This window comes from Clostridia bacterium, assembly GCA_024653205.1.
In the GTDB taxonomy this organism is placed as follows: domain Bacteria; phylum Bacillota; class DSM-521; order Neomoorellales; family SLTJ01; genus JANLFO01.
Genome location: JANLFO010000013.1, coordinates 1 through 18,774 on the forward strand (window position 1 = coordinate 1; position 18,774 = coordinate 18,774).

The 18,774-nt window shown below is 59.5% G+C and carries 17 protein-coding genes; 14 read left to right on the forward strand and 3 right to left on the reverse strand.

Annotated features, from left to right (window positions below; translation table 11 throughout):
- Positions 1-62: 62 nt before the first annotated feature.
- The 13 genes from NUV99_07680 (at position 63) to NUV99_07740 (ending at position 15,911) form a co-directional block, all read left to right on the forward strand.
- Positions 63-1,028 carry a glycine/betaine ABC transporter substrate-binding protein gene (locus NUV99_07680; protein MCR4419988.1) on the forward strand — a complete coding sequence of 322 codons (966 nt, stop codon included), beginning with the start codon at positions 63-65 and terminating at the stop codon, positions 1,026-1,028.
- 517 nt (positions 1,029-1,545) lie between these two features.
- Positions 1,546-2,574, forward strand: a complete 1,029-nt coding sequence (locus tag NUV99_07685) for an asparagine synthase-related protein (protein ID MCR4419989.1) — start codon at positions 1,546-1,548, stop codon at positions 2,572-2,574.
- 261 nt (positions 2,575-2,835) lie between these two features.
- The gene (gene ahcY, locus NUV99_07690) at positions 2,836-4,083 is read left to right on the forward strand and encodes an adenosylhomocysteinase (protein ID MCR4419990.1); all 1,248 of its coding nucleotides are present in this window, start codon (positions 2,836-2,838) and stop codon (positions 4,081-4,083) included.
- Positions 4,084-4,314: 231 nt separating this feature from the next.
- Positions 4,315-5,907, forward strand: a complete 1,593-nt coding sequence (locus tag NUV99_07695; protein ID MCR4419991.1) for a trimethylamine methyltransferase family protein — start codon at positions 4,315-4,317, stop codon at positions 5,905-5,907.
- Between the two features lie 94 nt (positions 5,908-6,001).
- Positions 6,002-6,694, forward strand: coding sequence for a corrinoid protein (locus tag NUV99_07700; protein MCR4419992.1), 693 nt, complete (start codon positions 6,002-6,004; stop codon positions 6,692-6,694).
- A 340-nt stretch (positions 6,695-7,034) separates the two neighbouring features.
- Positions 7,035-8,273, forward strand: coding sequence for a class I SAM-dependent methyltransferase (locus NUV99_07705; GenBank protein ID MCR4419993.1), 1,239 nt, complete (start codon positions 7,035-7,037; stop codon positions 8,271-8,273).
- A gap of 24 nt (positions 8,274-8,297) precedes the next feature.
- Entirely contained in the window at positions 8,298-9,737 is a 1,440-nt protein-coding gene (locus tag NUV99_07710) for a trimethylamine methyltransferase family protein (protein ID MCR4419994.1), read from the forward strand.
- A gap of 23 nt (positions 9,738-9,760) precedes the next feature.
- Positions 9,761-10,630: a dihydropteroate synthase gene (locus tag NUV99_07715; protein ID MCR4419995.1), complete on the forward strand. Its 870-nt coding sequence runs from the start codon at positions 9,761-9,763 to the stop codon at positions 10,628-10,630.
- Positions 10,631-10,656: 26 nt separating this feature from the next.
- Positions 10,657-11,301 (forward strand): corrinoid protein, encoded by a 645-nt coding sequence (locus NUV99_07720; GenBank protein MCR4419996.1) that lies wholly within the window; start codon positions 10,657-10,659, stop codon positions 11,299-11,301.
- Positions 11,302-11,306: 5 nt separating this feature from the next.
- A complete protein-coding gene (locus NUV99_07725) occupies positions 11,307-11,969 on the forward strand; it encodes a hypothetical protein (protein MCR4419997.1) in 663 nt (220 codons plus the stop codon).
- Positions 11,970-12,378: 409 nt separating this feature from the next.
- Complete coding sequence (locus NUV99_07730) at positions 12,379-13,380, forward strand: ion channel (GenBank protein ID MCR4419998.1); 1,002 nt, start codon at positions 12,379-12,381, stop codon at positions 13,378-13,380.
- A gap of 388 nt (positions 13,381-13,768) precedes the next feature.
- The gene (locus NUV99_07735; GenBank protein ID MCR4419999.1) at positions 13,769-15,544 is read left to right on the forward strand and encodes a chloride channel protein; all 1,776 of its coding nucleotides are present in this window, start codon (positions 13,769-13,771) and stop codon (positions 15,542-15,544) included.
- 109 nt (positions 15,545-15,653) lie between these two features.
- Entirely contained in the window at positions 15,654-15,911 is a 258-nt protein-coding gene (locus NUV99_07740) for a hypothetical protein (GenBank protein MCR4420000.1), read from the forward strand.
- 165 nt (positions 15,912-16,076) lie between these two features.
- On the opposite strand, the gene NUV99_07745 is transcribed toward NUV99_07740, so the two are convergent.
- Positions 16,077-16,433 (reverse strand): gp58-like family protein, encoded by a 357-nt coding sequence (locus tag NUV99_07745; protein ID MCR4420001.1) that lies wholly within the window; start codon positions 16,431-16,433, stop codon positions 16,077-16,079.
- 26 nt (positions 16,434-16,459) lie between these two features.
- Positions 16,460-16,747, reverse strand: coding sequence for a transposase (locus tag NUV99_07750; GenBank protein MCR4420002.1), 288 nt, complete (start codon positions 16,745-16,747; stop codon positions 16,460-16,462).
- 521 nt (positions 16,748-17,268) lie between these two features.
- Between NUV99_07750 and NUV99_07755 the strand changes: the two genes are divergently transcribed.
- Positions 17,269-18,213, forward strand: a complete 945-nt coding sequence (locus NUV99_07755) for a hypothetical protein (protein ID MCR4420003.1) — start codon at positions 17,269-17,271, stop codon at positions 18,211-18,213.
- A gap of 80 nt (positions 18,214-18,293) precedes the next feature.
- Here NUV99_07755 and NUV99_07760 read toward each other — a convergent pair whose 3' ends face one another.
- Positions 18,294-18,773, reverse strand: a complete 480-nt coding sequence (locus NUV99_07760) for a 23S rRNA (pseudouridine(1915)-N(3))-methyltransferase RlmH (GenBank protein MCR4420004.1) — start codon at positions 18,771-18,773, stop codon at positions 18,294-18,296.
- Position 18,774: the final 1 nt, after the last annotated feature.

The following is an 18,774-nucleotide window of genomic DNA, read 5'->3' on the forward strand; positions in this document are numbered from 1 at the left end:
TCTATGAGCGCGGGAGTTTGGAGGAGTTGAAAGCTAAATCATTGAGATAGGAGGTATTGGCATTGATTAAAGCTCGAGGGGGAAAACTCCCGGCATTGTTCCTAGGGCTATTTCTTCTGGTGGGTGCCGTCTCCGGATGCGGCGGCCAACCAGAGCAAGGTCCGGGGACTGTTACCAAATGGACCTTTGCCACCGATCACGAATTCTCCGTACGGCCCGACGGGCTACCCAAATTGCAGGAGGTCTACGGGTTTGAGTTTGACGAGGTCAAGACCATGGATTTGGGAGTCACCTACGGCGCCCTAAAGGACGGCCAAGTAGCCGCAGCCATGGGTTTTGCCACCGATGGTCGGATTGCAGCTTTTAACCTGGTTAACCTGGAAGACGATAAAAAGTTCTTCCCGGTATACAACCCGGCGCCGGTAGTACGCAAGGAAGTTATAGACCGCTACCCTGAATTAGAAGTGGTCTTAGGAAGGATTAGCTCCTTATTGGATACGGAAACCATGATCAACCTTAACGCTCAGGTGGATGTGGAGCAAAAGAACCCGAAGGAAGTCGCCCGGCAATGGTTGCTAGAAAAAGGGCTTGTAAAGGAACAGGCGCCCGCACCTACTAAAGGAAAGATCGTGGTGGGCTCCAAGGAGTTTACGGAGCAGCTGATATTGGGAGCTATGACCCTCCAGGCCCTCGCCGATGCCGGATTTGAAGCCGTCGACAAGACCGGTTTGGCCGGAACAGAGGTAGCCCGCAAGGCGCTGGTGAACGGTGAGATTGATTTGTACTGGGAATACACCGGCACTGCCTGGCTGGTACATCTGGGACACGAAGAGCCTCTTACCGATGCAGAGCAGTGCTTTGCCAAGGTGAAGGAAGAAGATCTGGCCAAACACAACTTGGTGTGGTTGGATTATGCTCCGTTTGACAACACTTACACCATTATGATGCGCAAGTCTGATGCCGAGGCTTTAGGTATCAGAACTATAAGCGACCTGGCACGAGTTATCAACGAGCAACGGAACAGGTGAGTGCCTCCATAACCCAGATTAATTACCTATAGCGGAAAGGATAACTGCCCTCTTAGGCCAATATCCTGGAAAGGAGATGCCTTCATTGGGTGGAGTGATAGCGATACATGGCGAGCACAAATCCACCGAGCCCGAAGAGATGTTGGCCCTTATAAAGCACCGGGGGCCCGCAGGACAAGGGTTTTGTAACTTCCAATCCCCGGAGGGTGCGGTGGGTTATGTGGCGGCGAATGCTTATGAAGAGGTCTTTTGCGCCGAAGAGGGCGCCGTCATTGCCCTGGATGGGCTGGTATACAACCACGGACAGGACGCGACTCCCTCGAACCGGCGGCTGGGCCCGCCTGAACTCTTATCCCTTTACCGCGCGGCCGGCCAGCAGTTTCTCCCTATCCTGGAGGGGATGTTTGGCCTATGCCTGGTTTCGGCCGAGGGAGAGTTTTTGGTGGCGCGGGATCGCTACGGGTTAAAGCCCCTCTATTGGGGTCGCCGGGGCCGCACCCTATATTTCGCTTCCGAAATGAAAGCCCTAGTAAACAGGTGTGAAGGCATAGAACCCTTTCCGCCCGGGCACTACTTTCATTCCTCGGAGGGGCTAGTGTGCTACAGAGAGAAAGAACAAGAAGAGAAAGCAATAACGCCAACTTCTTTAAATGAGGCGTGCCTCCGCCTGCGGACTATTTTACAAAAGTCGGTAGCCAAATGTCTACCCGCCAGGGGGAAGGTTGGTATCCTTTTGAGTGGGGGCCTGGACAGCAGTATTGTGGCCGCCATGGCCTGCAGTTTAGGTGCGGAAGTCAAGAGTTTTGCCGTGGGTCACGAAAGAAGCCTGGACTTGATATATGCCAGAAAGGTGGCCCAAAGCCTCGGATTGGAGCATCACGAATACATTTATAGACCCGAGGAACTAAAAGACATTCTGCCCACAGTGATTTATCACTTGGAATCCTTTGACTGGTCTCTGGTTCCGAGTGCGGTGGCCAATTATCTTGCGGCCCGTTCAGTGCGGGAACACGGACTGGACTATGTACTTATGGGTGAGGGCGGTGACGAGCTTTTCGGAGGTTATCACTATTTGAAAACCAAATCTCCTCAGGATCAAATCAATGAGATGGAGAAGTTGCTCAAGACCGGACATAGTATGGGTTTTCAGCGGGTGGACCGCATGACTTCCGCCCACGGCCTGATATGCAATCTGCCTTTCATGGACTACGAACTGATCCGCCTGGCCGTCTCCCTCCCGGTAGAATGGAAGATTAGCCCGGAAGGGACGGAAAAGTGGATTCTACGGGAGGCCTTCAGGGCTGATTTGCCGGAGGAGATCATTAACCGGCGCAAAGATGAATTTAGCCAGGGATCGGGAATGGCAGAAGTGATGGCGCAAATGATTGCCAGCGAAATTACGGACGAGGCATTCACCCGGGAGCGTCAGGTTACCCCTGAAGTTACCTTGTACTCCAAAGAAGAACTTTATTACTACCGCATCTTCCGGCAGTTTTATCCTCAACCCGAGCTGGTTCGAATAATAGGCCGTTGGACCCCTTGGTAAGGCGCTCCGGTGTTCTCGCCAAACGGGCGTTGTGGACGCTTTGAGAAACTACTACCCGGTAGTAGGAGAAAACCGGCAGCGTGTCGAAGGCTGGTAGCCGTTACGGGTCTTATCCAGTTAGGGGAACCTTAGCCTAGGCGCTACCCGGCGAAAACCGCTGCGCCTGCGCCAGTGCCCTGTCCGAGGCCCGGCCGGTATAAGTGAAGTACAGTGAGTAACTATTATTGTATTATTGTAGAAAGAAAGGAGCTCCGTGTTAACATGACCAATGAAGAACTGATCCTCACGGGCGAGCGCCGCATCCGCTGGGCGGAGCGCCATATGCCGGTCCTGGCTTCCATTGCCCGCCGCTGGGAGGAGGAAAAACCTCTAACCGGCCTGCGCATCGGTGCCTGCCTCCACGTCACCACCGAGACGGCCAACCTGGTCCGGGTGCTGAAAACCGGCGGGGCGGAAGTGGCCTTGTGCGCCTCCAACCCCCTGAGCACTCAGGACGATGTGGCCGCCGCCCTTAACCAAAGGTACGGCATACCTACCTTCGCCGTCCGGGGAGAAGATGACGAAACCTACTACCGGCACATCCACCAGGTACTGGACACCAAACCCCACATAACCATGGACGACGGCGCGGACCTGATCAGCACCCTGCACCGCCAACGGCAGGAACTCCTGGAGGGAGTAATGGCCGGCACGGAGGAAACCACCACCGGGGTGATCCGCCTCCGGGCCATGGCCGAGGCCGGGGTGTTGCGCTATCCGGTAATCGCCGTCAACGACGCCCTCACCAAACACATGTTTGACAACCGCTACGGCACCGGGCAGTCGGCGGTGGACGGTATAATCCGGGCTACGAACTATCTTCTGGCCGGCAGCACCTTCGTAGTCGTGGGCTACGGCTGGTGTGGCCGGGGGGTGGCGGCGCGTGCCCAGGGGCTGGGCGCCAAGGTTATCGTGGTGGAGGTCGACCCGCTGCACGCCCTGGAAGCGGCCATGGACGGTTACCCGGTTACGGACATGCAGGAAGCGGCCCGTCTGGGCGACATCTTCTGCACGGTTACGGGCAACAGGCACGTAATAGACGAGGAACATCTCCGGCTCATGAAGGACGGGGCCATTCTGGCCAACGCCGGGCACTTTGACGTGGAAATAAATCTTGAGGCGCTGCGCTCCCTGGCCGCTTCCCGGGAGCGGGTAAGGGAAAACGTGGAGGAATTCCGCCTGGCCGACGGCCGCCGGCTCTACCTTTTGGCGGGGGGCCGGCTGGTAAACCTGGCGGCGGCCGAAGGGCATCCGGCCCAGGTCATGGATATGAGCTTTGCCAATCAGGCCCTGGCCGTGGGATGGCTTTACAAAGGCGGGGCCAAGGAATTGCAGAGGCAGGTCTACCGGGTGCCGGAGGAGATAGACCGGCAGGTGGCGGCGCTAAAGCTGGCCAGTATGGGCATTAAGCTGGAAAAGTTAACGTCCGCCCAGGAGGAATACCTCCGCTCCTGGCAGGCAGGAACGTAAACAGCGACCTGCTTCCTGCAACCGACGCTGCCCGGAGGCCAGCTTTCCTGCCGGCAGCGTTTCTTGCATCTCGTCCGGTTAGGTGCTGGCGGCTCACTACCCACTACGCCTCTACACCGTCTACCAATCCCCTAGAGCAAATGCCTTTTTCAGGGTGGATTGCTCTTTACAACCAACAACTTATCTGCTAATATTGAGTTGTAAGTTGCCTGGTAGGAGGTGGGGTGCTTCTTGCCGCAACCGAGGGGAATTCTGGTGGATCCGGTTCTTAGGCGGCTGAACCAGCAGCAGGTGGAACTTATTCACCGTCTTTCCCTGGAGATGCTGGAAGAGCCAGGCTTGTTGGTTTTCAACCGGGAAGCCGCAGAGCTGCTGGGTGCTGCCGGAGCGAGGGTGAAGCCCACGGAGGGTTTTGCCTTTCCGGCCTGGTGGGTCCATATCTCGGAGAAGCTGGTGAACCGGGCCCTGGAATCGGCTCCCCGCCGCGTACGCCTCGGGGCCAGGGAGGAGAGCAATATCCTAGAGCTGGATGCCGACCAGCCCAGAGTTTACTTTGGCAGCGGTTCGGAAACTAATCTTTGGCTGGAGATCCAGCCGGAGGTATTTGTAGCTAAAGACGACCCCGCACGGGAGATAATCTATCCGACGGTCAGGCGCCGGCGGGGAACGGTGGCTGACCTGGCCCGCGCGGCCCACCTGGCCGAGCAATTGGATAACCTGGACTTTTTCCTGCGGCCGGTCAACATTCAGGACGAGGATATCGACGAGGATAACAAAGACGTAAACAAGTTCTTTGCCTGCCTTAACTACACCACCAAGCACGTCATGGCCGGCCTAACCTCTCTGGGACAACTTGACCCTGTAATCAAAATGGCGGAGATCATTGCCGGCGGGCCGAGGGAACTGCGGAAAAACCCGCTCATTTCCTTTGTTACCTGTGTAGTAAAAAGCCCGCTGCAGTTGGTGGACGACAGTACCCAGAAAATGCTGGAGATGGTACGTCGCGACATTCCCGTGGTCATCTCCAGTTCCCCTCAAGGGGGTTCCACCGCGCCCATAGAGGAAGTGGGGATGGTGGCCCAGATCAATGCCGAGATCTTGGCCGGGATTGTCCTGAGCCAGTTGGCCCGACCGGGGGCCCCGGTGCTTTACGGCAGCGTGCCGGTGCGGGCGCGCATGGATACCCTACACGACATGTACGGGGTGCCGGAGTTCGGTCACTACAATGTAGACTGCGTGCAGATGGCCCGATTCTACGGGCTGCCTTGTTATTCAACCGCCGGGGTGGCGGATGCCAGGATCCCCGGTATTCAAGCCACGGCAGAGAAAATGCTCAGTTATGGTTACATTACCCCCAGCGGTCCGGCCCTTATCCATTATGCCTTCGGCCTCCTGGAAGAAACACAGGCTTTCTGCCCCGAACAGGCTATTTTGGATAACTGGCATATAGGCATGATCAAAGAGTTGTGGCGACAGCCGGAGGTGACGGAGGAAACCGGGGCGCAGGTACTGGATACCGTGCGCCGGGTCATGGCCAGTTCCCACCGCCTTTACGCGCGTTACACCCGCCGACTCGTACACCAGGGGAAGGTTTTCCCTACCTACCCCTTCTCCAGCCAGGGGCTGACGGACGAGGCCCTCTTACGGGCGCACCAACAACTGCACACCTATCTGGCGCGGCCGCCTCGCTGCCTCCCGCGGGAAATATGTCGGGAGATTTTTGCCCGCGTACCGGGCATTTTACCCCGGCTCAATCCCTACACCAAAGAGGCCGTTTTGCCGGCCCCAGAGCCGGAGGTATTAAGGGAGGCTGACCGGCAGTGAAGTTATGGGGGCTAACCGGCGTCTCGGCGTGGGTGAGGGCAGGTGCAGGTATCGAGTTTGGCGCACTAGGAGCGTGGAAAGGGGATACGGTCAGGTGGATTTGCTGGAACGGATTGCGGCCAATGTGGTGCAGGGCCGCCGTACCGCAGAAGACGAAGGTCTGGACGAGGGCTTGGTGGGCCAGCCGGGTGTCCGGGAGTTGGTCCAGGAAGCCATTGCCGCCGGCCTACCCCTGGAGAGCATAATCCAGAAGGGTCTCAGCCGCGGCATGCAAATCGTGGGCGAGAAATACCAGCGAGGCGAGTACTTCATCCCGGATATGCTGTCTGCCGCTGAGAGCGTGGCGGCAGCCATGGAGATCATCGAGCCTCTCCTGGTTGGCCAGGACCGGGGGAGTAAGAGGGCCCGGGTGGTGCTGGCCACGGTAGAGCAGGACCAGCACGACATTGGGAAAAACCTGGTGGGCATCATGCTTAGGGGCGCCGGGTTCCAGGTAATCGACCTGGGGGTCGGGGTGCCGGCGGCGCGGATCGCAGAGGCCGTAGCCACGGAAGGGGCGCAGATCGTCGGTCTATCCGCTCTGCTGGACACTACCATGCGTTTCATGGCCAGCACCGTTACGGAACTGGAACGCCGGGGCCTGCGTTCCCGGGTCAGGGTCATGATCGGGGGAGCCCCCACTTCTCCCGAATTTGCCCGCCAGATCGGCGCGGACGCCCATGGCAGCGATGCCTTTGCCGCCGTGGCCCTGGCAGAAAAGTTCGCGGCCGAGCTGGTCGCGGGTTAGAGCTCTTACCCGCTTTGCCACGGGGTATTTTCGGGGGAATTTTGAGCCCGTCAAGGCGTAAAGAGGCTGAGTTATCCCCAGTTCGTCCCGGGGCAGTGCTGGTTTCCCCCTCGTACCGGTCGCTTAGCCGACCGAACTAGGGTTCGACCTTCGCGCTTCGGCCGGCTTCCCGCGCAAGAACCCGTCCATGGCGCCGGCGCGGCTCCGGCCATCCTTGGCCTCCGACCGGCCTCCGCGCTCGCTCTCACCCAGTTCGGTACCCGGCACGCTTCAGGTACTCGGGCAAAACCAGCACTGCCCTCAAAGAAGTGGGGATCCGTCAGGTAAAGAGGTGGAAGTTGTGGAAGCAGGCGCAGCCTATCAGGAGGCCGTAGCCAGCGGTCGTTACGCCAGGCCTACCGGCCTCCTGGGAAAATACGACAACGTGCGGCTGTACTGGGAGGACTGGGTCACTGCTTATTTTATCACTCCCTTTCTGGAGGAGCTCGTGGCCGACAGGAAGCGCCGCGGGAGGGGCCTCAGTATCCTCGACCTGGGTTGCGGTAGCGGGGACGGTTACGAACTGCTCGCCAAACTGCCGGCCAGCCGGGTAGCGTGGGAAGACCACTGCCCCTCCCTCCTCGGACCGGAGGCCATCGGTTACTACCTAGGCATTGACCTGAACGAGGAACTCCTGGCGGAAGGCCGAGCCTCATACGGCGTACCCGGGAAGGTGGAATTTGCTCGAGCCAACTTCTGCGAGGGATTGCCCTCCGGGCCGGGCGGCCGCGGATTTGACCTTTATTTCACCTCCTACGGTACTCTCTCTCATTGTGATGACGCCGAACTGGAACAATTACTGGTGAACATCGCCGCCCAGGCGCCGCCGGGGGCAATTGTGGTGGGCGACTGGCTCGGCCGCTACTCCTACGAGTGGCAGAGCCTCTGGACCCACGAGGTGGAACAGGTACCCACCATAAACTACGTCATCTCCTACCTGGCTCCTGATGCCAACCGGGAAAAGCAGCCGTACACTTCCTTCCCGCTCCGGCTGATGAGCCGGCCGGAGGTAACCCGGGTGGTAGAGCGGGCCGGCAAAAGGGGCCACGCCGGGCTGCGCATACTCAGCTTCTTTGATCGTTCGGTGTTTGTCGGCCGGCACATGGACACCCGGCAGTACAATGCTTACGCCCTTCCCCTCCGACGGGCGGTAAACTCTCTGCTGGAACCGGGGGTGCGGACTGATCTCGCGACCCTGAAGCTGGAATGCCATCCCCGGGAGGGCTTCCCGGATCAGAACCGGGTCCTGGCCGGGATGGCCGATAACTGGAACCGCCTGGTGGATTTGGCCGCGGCCCTGTTGGGTGCCCTGGAGGCCGGAGCAGACCCCAAGGGGACGGAGCTGCCGGCAGGGGTTCCGGCCCCCCTGGCAGAGGGGCTGGTGGCTGCGGCCCGGGCGGCGGAGAGGCTGGCCCCCGATGCCAGGGCCTGGTGTTTTGAGCGCCAACTGGCGCTGGCTTTGCGCGGTTTGGAGATTGAGGGTCAGGTGGGTGAAGGCCTGGGCCACGGCCTGGTGGCCATCCTGCGGGTAGAAAAGTAGGTTGCTGGGGAGGAGAGGTTTCCCTTGCTCGAGAGTTACGAGGGAGGACAGTACCAGCCGTTAAAGCCGGAAGATATCCGTGCCATCCACGAGGTGAGCGTGCGGCTGCTGGAGGAAGTGGGGGTTAAGGTTCCCAATGCCGAGGTGCTAGAGATTTTTGCCGAAAAAGGCGCCCCGGTGGACCGGGAGAGGGCCGTAGTCCGCATCCCCAGGTCCATGCTGGAAGACGCCATTGACACCGCCCCTTCCTCGGTCGTCCTTTGCGGTCGGGAAGACCAATACGACCTGCTGCTGGAAGGAAAGCGAACCCATCTGGGCACCGGTGGCACGGTGCTGAACGTCCTGGATCTGGAGACCGGGCGGCGCCGTCCGGCCGGCATGGACGACCTGCGGCAACTGGCCCGGCTGGTGGACGCCCTGGAAAACATCCAGTTTTACGTCATCCCGGCCTACCCCGACGGGGTGCCGGCCGAGAAGGTAGACGTGAACCGCTTCTTTTCGGCCCTGACCAATACCTCCAAGCACGTCATGGGCGGCGTATACACCATCCAGGGGATCCGCGACGTAGTAGCCATGGCCGAAGAGATCGCCGGCGGCCGCGAAGCGCTGCGGGAGCGGCCTTTAATCTCCATGATTACCTGCGTCATGAGCCCTTTGGTTTTAGACGAAACTTACTCGGCCCTGGAGGTGGAGGTAGCCCGCCAAGGGATCCCCCTGGTTTGCCCCGCCGAACCCCTGGCCGGGGCCACCAGCCCGGTAACCCTGGCCGGCACGATAGCCACCAGCAATGCGGAAACCCTGAGCGGAGTGGTACTGGCCCAATTGGTGAACCCCGGTAGCCCCACCATCTACGGCACCGTAGCCAGTACCATGGACATGCAGACCGGGTGCTATCTTTCCGGTAGTGTGGAAATGGGGTTGCTCAACGCCGCTTCGGCCCAGATGGCCCAATTTTACCGGCTACCCATTTACGCCACCGCCGGCATGAGCGATGCCAAGGTCCCGGACGTGCAGGCCGGGTACGAAAAGGCGGCTACCGCCATGATGGTGGCCCTGGCCGGAGCCAACTACATCCACGATGCCGCCGGTTTCCTGGAGTTTTGCACCACCATTTCCTACGAGCAACTGGTGATTGACAACGACATTCTAGGCATGTGTCTGCGGGCCGTACGCGGCATTGAAGTAACCAAGGAAACCCTGGCCGAAGAGGTGGTGAGGAAGGTGGGGCCGGGCGGGAACTTTCTCGCCGAGGAGCACACGGTACGCAATTTCCGGCGTGAACTCTACTTCCCCACGCTAGCGGACCGGCGCCTGCGCCGGGGATGGGAGCAGGACGGGGCCAAGGATGCCGCCGCCCGGGCGCGGGAAAAGGCCAGGGAAATCCTGGCCGAGCACCGACCCCGACCCCTGGAGGCCCGAGTGGAGGCCAACATCCGTAGCCGTCTGGGCCATTTGCTCCTGTAGGCTCTTCTTTGGGGCGGGCCTTAGTGAAGGCCCGTGGCATCAATGTCGGGTCGAACAGGATCCGGCAGACGGAAAAATCAACGGGAGGGATAGGTATCTTAATCATCGGCGAGCTGATAAACGCTGCCCGCCGCCCGGTGCGGGAGGCGGTTCTAAACCGCAACCGGCAGGTAATCCAGGAGCTGGCCGCAAACCAGGTCCGGGCCGGTGCTGACTACCTGGACGTGAACGTGGCTGCCGGCTTGGGCGATGTGGAGCGGGAGGCCGCAGACATAGAGTGGGCTATAGGAGTCATCCGGGAAGTCACGGATAAACCCCTGGCCATTGATACCACGGACCCCACCGTGCTGGAGCGGGGTTTGCAAGCCGCCGGCCCGGGGGCCATGGTGAATTCCATTAGCCTGGAGAGCAACTGGTTAGAACCCTTCCTCCAACTGGCGGCCCGGTACGAAGCCCTGGCCATCGTTCTGCCGGTCTCGGACGCCGGGATACCCCGGGATCCGGAGGAACGGCTGGCCAACTGCCGGGAGCTTTTTGCCGCCGCCCAGAGGGCTGGTATGGCGGCCAACCGGCTCTACTTTGATCCCCTGGTGATGCCCCTGAGCGTGGCCGCGGACTACGGGCGGACCGCCCTGGAAACCCTTGCCGGCCTCCGCCGGCAGGGGTGGCAGACCACCATGGGGCTGAGCAACATCTCCTACGGCCTACCGGCCAGGAAGGTCCTGAACCGCGCCTTCCTGAGCATGGCCGTGGCCGTGGGTTTGGATTCCGTCATCCTCGATCCCCTGGACCGGGGATTGCGCGCCGCACTGGTCGCCAGCCTGGCCCTGGCCGGGCAGGACCCGATGTGTGCCGGTTACCTGCGGGCGTACCGCCGGGGCGAGCTGGCCTAACCGGAGTTTCTTTGGGGGGTGTTAAGGTGGCAGACTTAGAGCGGCTTGCCCGAGCCGTTATTGAGGGGGAGGCGGCAACGGTCAAACAACTGGTAGAGCAGGCCTTGAGTGAAGGTCTGGCGGCAGACACCATTCTGCAGGAGGGCCTGCTGAAAGGCCTGGGCGTGGTGGGAGAGAAATTCGGGAAACAGGAAATGTTCTTGCCCGAGGTGATGATGTCCGCTAAGGCCATGCAGGCAGGCCTGGAACTGTTGCGCCCGCACCTGGAGGCCGGCCAGTCAGGCGCGGGGCTGCGGGGCAAGGTAGTTCTGGGTACGGTGGAGGGTGACATTCACGACATCGGCAAGAACCTGGTGGCAATGATGCTAACCGCCAACGGGTTTCAGGTGATCGACCTGGGGGTAAACGTCAAGCCGGAGGACTTCGTGCTGGCCTGCCAGGAACACCAGCCCCAGTTTGTGGGCATGTCCGCGCTGCTCAATACCACCATGCCGGCCATGGCCCGGACCATAACTGCCCTCGAGGCGGCCGGCCTGAGGAACGGCGGGTTGCAGGTGATGGTCGGTGGGGCTCCGGTCACCCCGGAGTTTGCCTCCCGCATCGGTGCGGATATTTACGCCGACGATGCCCTGGAAGCCGTGCGCCTGCTCCGGAAAGCCGTGGGGTGGTGATTTCTTTGCGTGGTCTGAAGGAGCTGGAGTTTGACCCCCAGCAGTTGGTGGTGTCCCGGCGGGAGGTCTACCGTTACCTGGGCTGCAAACACGTGGGGCAGGTTTCCTCTCGTCTCCGCAGGATGGTGGAAGAACAGATGGAGACGGCCCGCGAGTGGCTGGTGCCGCGCGCCGTCTACCGGGTGGTACCGACTGATCTCCTTTCCTCCCGAGAGATTTTTGCCGATGCCCGGGAAGTGGCCCTGGCGGTGTGCACGGTCGGGGAAAGGGTGGAAGAAAAGATATCAGAGCTTTTTCGCCGGGGCGATGCCGCCACCGCCTTGGTGGTGGACGCCATCGGCTCGGCGGCGACCGAAGCCGTGGCAAACGCCGCCAACGAGGAAATCGACCGGCTGGCCCAGGAGCGAGGATGGTACACCACCCGCCGCTTCAGCCCGGGTTACGGCAATTGGCCGGTAGAGGAGCAACAACTGATCTTCCGCCATTTCCCCGGCCAGCCGGTCGGGGTCCGCCTGACCTGCGGCCACATGATGCTCCCCCGGAAGTCGGTTTCCTTTGCCGTAAAAATGGGGCCGCTGCCCATGGCGGAAGTCAATCCCGGGCGCTGCCCGGTTTGCAACCACCGGGATAGGTGCGCCTACCGGGACGACCGCCTGTGTGCCGGGTGATGGCCGGTCATCCCGGCACACAGGCGGTCATATAGAGCCAAAGCCCGTATCGGGTCCACCCTCGGACTCGTGGCCGCAAGCCAGTTAATCAACGGTATGACGGCCTTGTCTATCACTACCCGCTCATTGCCCAGGAACCGATTCACTAACTTAATCGACCTGGAACCCAACGGCCACCGAAAACGCCAGCAACCCTTCATTTTCTACGACGCTTGGGACAATGCCGCCGCTTCTGCCAACTGCGCTTGATTGCAGTCGGGAAGGAATCTTTCGGCTAAAGGCGAAGTGCACCATGGAGGTAAAAGAAAGGCGTCCTTTGCGCATCGCTCAAAAAAAATATCGGCTTCGGTGGCAAAACCCGTCTGATCTCTAATCTGGAAGGAGTTGTCCCTTGAGCTTCCTGATTCTCTTGTGGCGGCGTCTCTGGCGGGGCCCACGCCCAGCTTCCCGCTACTGGAAGGTAGCTCTATTCCTCGTAATTCTAGTACTCGCAGGCGCAACGTTAGTCACTTACTTTGAACGGGATGTCAACGACCAGTTTCAGGCCTGGAGCGATGGGTTGTGGTGGAGTCTGGTAACAATTACCACCGTTGGCTACGGCGATAAGTTCCCGGTAACTACCGGAGGGCGCGTAATCGCCCTGCTCACGATGGTAGGAGGCATCGGTGCCTTTGGGTACCTGGCCGGCACCTTCCTGGAACAAATTTTGCGACACGAAAGGGGAAGGCTGGCGGTGACGTGGCGAGGACACTATGTTATCTGCGACTTTAGCTTTAAGGCCCTCAGTGTCGTGGACGAGCTCTTGGCTCTGAACCCCACGGCGAGGATTGTCCTGCTTGCCAATTTTGAGGAAAACCCCCTGAGTAATTATCCCCAGGTACACTTCATTAGGGGAAACAGCACCGATGAGGCCGATCTACGCAGGGCCAACGTCGGCCAAGCCCGGGGCGTTATCGTCCTGGCCGAGGCCGGTTTGCCTGAGGCCGAAGCCGATGCCCACTCTGCCTTGACCACACTGGCCGTGCGCCACCTAAACCCGAACTGCTGGATCAGTGCCGAGATTCTCCACCCCAGGAACCGCCAGCACTTGCAACGGGCCGGAGCGGACACCATCATCTGCACTGGAGAGATGTCCAGTCGCCTTCTGGTCCAGGCCAGCATTTCGCGTTACGCCATTGAGATGATACGGGAAATTCTCACCACCCAGCGGGGCAACGAGATCTATGAGGCCACGTTACCGCAAGAACTGGTGGGCCAGACCTTTGCCAGCGCGCTAAAAAGTCTTTACCGGCGACGGGCCATTCTCTTGGGCCTGGCGCGGGACGGCAAAATCCTGACTAATCCCGATCCCAACCTGCTGCTGGCCTCAAATGACGTAATCATTTACCTGGCCGAACAGGCCATCCTTTAGAGGCAGCAAGGGTAGTCGTGGCCGGTGGCTTCAGTTTCTGGGGGGAAGGGCTCGAAGGTCCTAGTGCCTCTCCATGGAATCGAATGGAATCGAATGGAAGGGGGCTAGCCCCCGTCCTCTCGCACTACTGGACATGCGGGTCCGCATCCGGCACTTCGTCAAGCTTGAGGAGTTGCGTCGTGGCATGCGATTAGGCTGAGACCTTGAGTCCGCCAGTAGGCGTGTTCAGGGCTCTGTTCATTGAGCCATCCGCCATGGCCCTTTGCGGCCATCGGCAAGCTGACTACCCTCCCTCAATAGCAACAACTCTTTAAGGTATTAAGGTATAATGGTAACGAGGTGGTACAAGATGCCGGCGCCGGATACAGAAACGGAAGGAAAACCACCGTTGTTTGCGAACCGACTTGCCGGACTTGAACTGAACCGGACCAACGTTGCGGTCATCCTTGCCGTCATCATCGGAATCGGAGCCGGCCTTTTTGCCTGCATCTTCCGCCAAATGATCGCCCTCGCGCAGGGTTTGTTTTTCGGTCAGGGCCAGACGTTGGGAGCGTGGCTGGGGGACGCCTGGGTGATCGTGATCCCCGCTCTCGGCGGCCTGCTGGTGGGGCCCCTGACCCATTTCCTGGCCCGGGAAGCTAAAGGCCACGGCGTCCCCGAGGTAATGGAGAGCGTCAGCCTGCGCGGCGGGCGCATTCGCCTCCGGGTGATTGCGGTCAAGGCGCTCGCTTCGGCCACCTGTATCGGTTCGGGCGGTTCGGTGGGCCGGGAAGGCCCTATCATCCAAATGGGCTCGGCCATTGGCTCAAGCATCGGCCAGATTCTCCGGGTCCCGGAACCGATGCTGAGAACCCTGGTGGCATGCGGCGCGGCGGCCGGGATCGCGGCCACCTTTAATACTCCCATTGCTGGGGTAATTTTTGCCCTGGAAATAATCCTAGGTGAATTTACGGCGAGCAACTTTGGCCTACTGGTCGTCTCCTCCGTAACCGCCTCTCTCCTGAGCCGGGTCCTTTTGGGCGATAACCCTGCTTTCGCGGTCCCCGCCTACTACCAGCTTCACCACCCGGTGGAGCTACTCTTTTACGTCTTCCTGGGTCTGGCGGCCGGGGCAGTGGGGGCTGCTTTTACCCGCCTTCTTTATTTCTTGGAAGACTTCTTTGATAAGATAAAGTACTTGCCGGCCTACTTACAGCCGGCCGTAGGCGGACTGGCTCTCGGCCTAATCGGCTGGAAGCTGCCGCAAATCTTCGGGATAGGCTACGAGACCGTAAGCCTTGCCCTCGCCGGTGAGTTAACCCTGGGTCTTTTGATCATCCTCCTCCTGGCCAAGCTCGTGGCCACCAGTCTCACCCTCGGTAGTGGCGGGTCGGGCGGTATCTTTGCGCCCTCCCTTTTTATGGGTGCCATGCTGGGTGGATTATGGGGAACTTTAATCCACACGGTCTACCCGCAGCTTACCGCGCCCAGCGGGGCGTACTCTTTAGTCGGAATGGGCGCGGTGGTGGCGGCTACCACCCAGGCTCCCATCCAAGCAATTCTCATCGTTTTTGAAATGACAAGAGACTACCGCATCATCCTCCCTCTAATGATGGCTTGCGTAGTCGGTACCTTTATCGCCCAACGGCTTAGCAAAGAAAGCATCTACACCATGAAGCTGGCACGCCGTGGCATTTCTTTGCGCAGTGGCCACGATCTGAACGTACTCCGCGCTATTACCGTGGAGCAGGCCATGTCGGCCGAGGTGGTGAGTGTGCGCGTGAACGAAACTCTAAATGAAGTTGTCACCAACATGCAGCGGTATCACTACAACGGCTTCCCCGTAGTCGACCACGAAGGGTCTCTGTGCGGGATCATTACACTCGCGGACGTTCGTGCCACTTTGCCCGACCAACCCCACGAAAGATTGAAAGTACCCGTAGCCCGGGTAATGAAGCGCCGGGTCCATACGATTACGCCTCAAGCAAGCCTGGAGGAGGCTTTTCGACAGTTTGCCTTACGCAACGTGGAAAGGCTGATTGTGGTAAATGATCACGACCCGCGCAAGCCGGCCGGCGTGCTTACCGTGCGCGACGTAATCGGCGCTTATCACCGCGCCCTCCTGGAGCACCCCCGCGGCGTCCCTCTCGCGGACTCGTGCGCCGGGGCCGGTATTCTCACCTGAGGCGCGCCGTACGTGGTGTAGGATTATGATGCTCTTAACCCGGCCGCCCGCGCCAGTGGCCTTGCAACCAAGGCCGGAAGGCCAGCAGCAAGTAAGGGGGTAATGGGAGATGTGGTTTAAGAGCGGGGAGCATGAACAAGCCTTTGCCGAACTGAAGGCACGGGCGCGGGTGACAGGCGGAAAGAACTTCCTGGCGGCCCTCTACGTCCTGGGGGCGACCGGGAAAAGCCTGAACAAGTACGTCTTTCCTGGAGAGATACACTTCGCGGAACTGACCAAAGATGCCGCTCCCTGGTCTAGCCTAGCGGGGAAAAGGCCCTGGTCAAACCGGCGGCCACGCTTTTCAACAGCATGGCCTGGCCGGTAACGGTGGAGGATGCCTTTTACAGTCTGGACCGGGATAACCTCCAGGTAGCGTTGGAGGCAGTGAGGATGCGCTACAGCTAGGCCCCAGGACGCGCCAGAAGCCTCCAGGAGCGATAAAAAAGCGGGGGTACATGTTAAACCCGCTCACTCACAGGGCCAATCTGGTTCACCGAAACAGCCAGGACGCCAGAGCCACGGCTACCCCGACCACGGCCACGATGGTCCCGATTATCCAGCGGGTGGTGTTGTGCAACTCCTGGTGGAGGCCATCAATTTTGGCATCTACTTCCCGGTGTAAACCGTCAATTTTGGCGTCCATTTCCTGTCGTAACCCGTCGATTTTGGCATCCAGCTTATCAATCTTGGTGTCAATCTTTTCGTTAAGCTTCTCTAGCTTGTCGTCTAGCTTGCCCAACTGCTGCATGATCATGTTAAAAGGGTCAAAGGAGGTGCGGAAGGTGAATCCCTGCTCCTCGCTGCCCGCAGCCATTTGCTTTCTGCTTTCGTCCTCGACCACAGCCAAGCCGCCTCCCCTCCCTTGCCCATATTCTACCACGTTTGCGGGAATTGGGGCAATATACCTTTGGTTAACAAACTGGCCTGAGGCACCTCCAGGACCAGCCGGCCAATGCGGGTGGTGAGCGGCTTCTCCCGGTGGCCGTTACGGTACCCTTGCCTCTGGTCCGTGCGCTCGTAAGGTCTAGCTTTGAGATGCTCGGTGACTTGCACCTCAAGGATCTGGTTCAAAACCTGCTCCACCAGCCGGGCCAGACCATCGTCCCGGGAAAACAAGTGTTGCAGCACGTCGTCATCTACGGTAACCTGGTAATGGGCCATCCTTCATCCCTCCCGGTAGTGTTGGGTTTGACCACTTCTTCATCTACCAGAGGGCGGGTGGCCCTTCCTGCTTTTGGGCCTGCCCCTTTTTACACAGTATACCGGACACTACTGAAATCGCACATTTCGCCTGTCATGGCAGGAATCGGCCAAACAGACGAGAATATATTTTCCAAGAGATACAGATAGTTCAATGTACATATCTTATCATGGGTGGTTAGATCGGCACCACGTGGGGGGGGTAAAGACAGAAGGTCCAAGAAATCAAAAGGTGCAGTAGCTTAACGGGCGCTTCTCTTGAACAAAACAGGCGAAAAATCTCGATTGGGAGGTATTTGACATGAAAAGACTTATGTTGCTTTTTCTTGCTTTCTGTTTTCTCGCTATCGACCACAACTATCCTTGGCTTAGCATCAGTGTTTTTGCCGGCGGAATGTCCATCATGACCTCTGGCATTCACTCTTAACACCAGTTCCCGAAAGCAACCGGGTTCTCCCTGTCGAAAGGGCGATTAGATAGAAGTGGATATTCGAAGCTTCTTGACTACAAAGTGGAAATGGTGGGTATTGGCTACGGCAGGGCTTCTTGCCGTAGCCAATACCCTTTTCTTTAAGCTGCACATTGACCGGATTGGGGTCATACCTGTGAACGGCTACTTCGCAACGTTGCCGGAGGCGGTTATACAGTCATACGGAAAGTACAACTTTGGCGGCGACGGCTTCTGGTTGCAGACGCCATCGGCTGGGGCCATACCGTTAAGCGGAGAAACAGACGGATTCCTCTGGGGTCTGCGGGGAGAAAGAATCGCCGTCTCGATAACCCCCAAAACGGGCATTTTCTTCGTCAAACTACCTACCCGGCCCGCCGAGAGCGGGACTGGGGTGGCGCTTGACCTTCCTGTAGGCCTGCACCATTTTACACACCTAAGTGTTACTGTTCCCGAAGAAGAAACCAAGGAGTATCCAATTGGCAACATCTGGCTGGAAGTTCTGCCCCAGGAACAAACAGATAGCAAGGTGCCGCTGCATGAGTACCATGCACGTGTTTACAAGCGTATGGGCTACAACCCGGTGGTGCTAGTACGTTTTCAGAACCGCTCCCATGAGCCGGTCGTCTTTACCGGTATTCATCTGCCCCAGAACTTCCCCTACGGTATAGACTGGGAAAATTTCCGGGTTGAGAGCGGGGGCCCGGAAGGCCAAAGCCGCGAGGGAGTGGCTATGCAGCTTGATCCGCCAGAGCCTCCACTGCCGATGACCAAAAAGGTACTGCCGACAGCAGGTTCCGACTTCCCCGAGCCTGTTGCCGTAGAACCGGGAAAGACCGTCAGCATTTGCTTTGCCCTGGCTGCCAGGACACGGGCGGCTTTCGGGGCTTTTGTAGCCATTAACCCAGTCGTACTGAGAACCGCAGATGGACGCTACATTGCCGCCTTTTCTCCTCCTCTTGCCCGTGGGTTGCCCTAAGGCTACGCTATATGGGACGTTTGGCCCGTACTTCGTAGTTGCTAGGGGGGGCCCCCGAGCCGGTGAGCTCCCAAACGCCCCTAGTAGTGATACGGCTCGCGGCGGAGGATCTTGAAGGCCCGGTAGAGCTGCTCCAGCAGAATAAGGCAGCAAAGCTCGTGAGGAAAGGTGAGGCGCGAGAGCGCCAGCCGCAGGTCCGCCCGCTCCAGCACCGAAGGGGCCAGGCCCCGCGGCCCGCCGATGACGAAGGCCGCGCGGCTTGCCCCGCCCGCCGTCAGGCGCGCCAGCCACTCGGCCAGTTGCCGGGAGGTGAAGAGTTCCCCTCTTTCGTCTAGGGCCACGGTCAGGGTATCGCCGCCGATACGGCCCAGGATTTCTTCCCCTTCCCTGGCCTTTGCCGCTTCCACTTCGGCGGCCGAAGCCCCCGGAGGCAGGGAGACCTCCCGAACTTCCACTACCTCCAAGGGCACGTAGCGCCGGAGGCGGCGGGCGTAGTCCTCGATGCCGGTCCTGAGGTAGGCTTCGCGCAGCCGACCCACCACTATTACGTCCAGGCGCAAG

Excerpts from the sequence above, each read along its gene's own strand:
- NUV99_07685 (MCR4419989.1), top strand. The coding sequence starts at position 1,546 with ATGAAAGCCCTAGTAAACAGGTGTGAAGGCATAGAACCCTTTCCGCCC.
- ahcY (MCR4419990.1), top strand. The coding sequence starts at position 2,836 with ATGACCAATGAAGAACTGATCCTCACGGGCGAGCGCCGCATCCGCTGG.
- NUV99_07740 (MCR4420000.1), top strand. The coding sequence starts at position 15,654 with ATGTGGTTTAAGAGCGGGGAGCATGAACAAGCCTTTGCCGAACTGAAG.
- NUV99_07750 (MCR4420002.1), bottom strand. The coding sequence starts at position 16,747 with ATGGCCCATTACCAGGTTACCGTAGATGACGACGTGCTGCAACACTTG.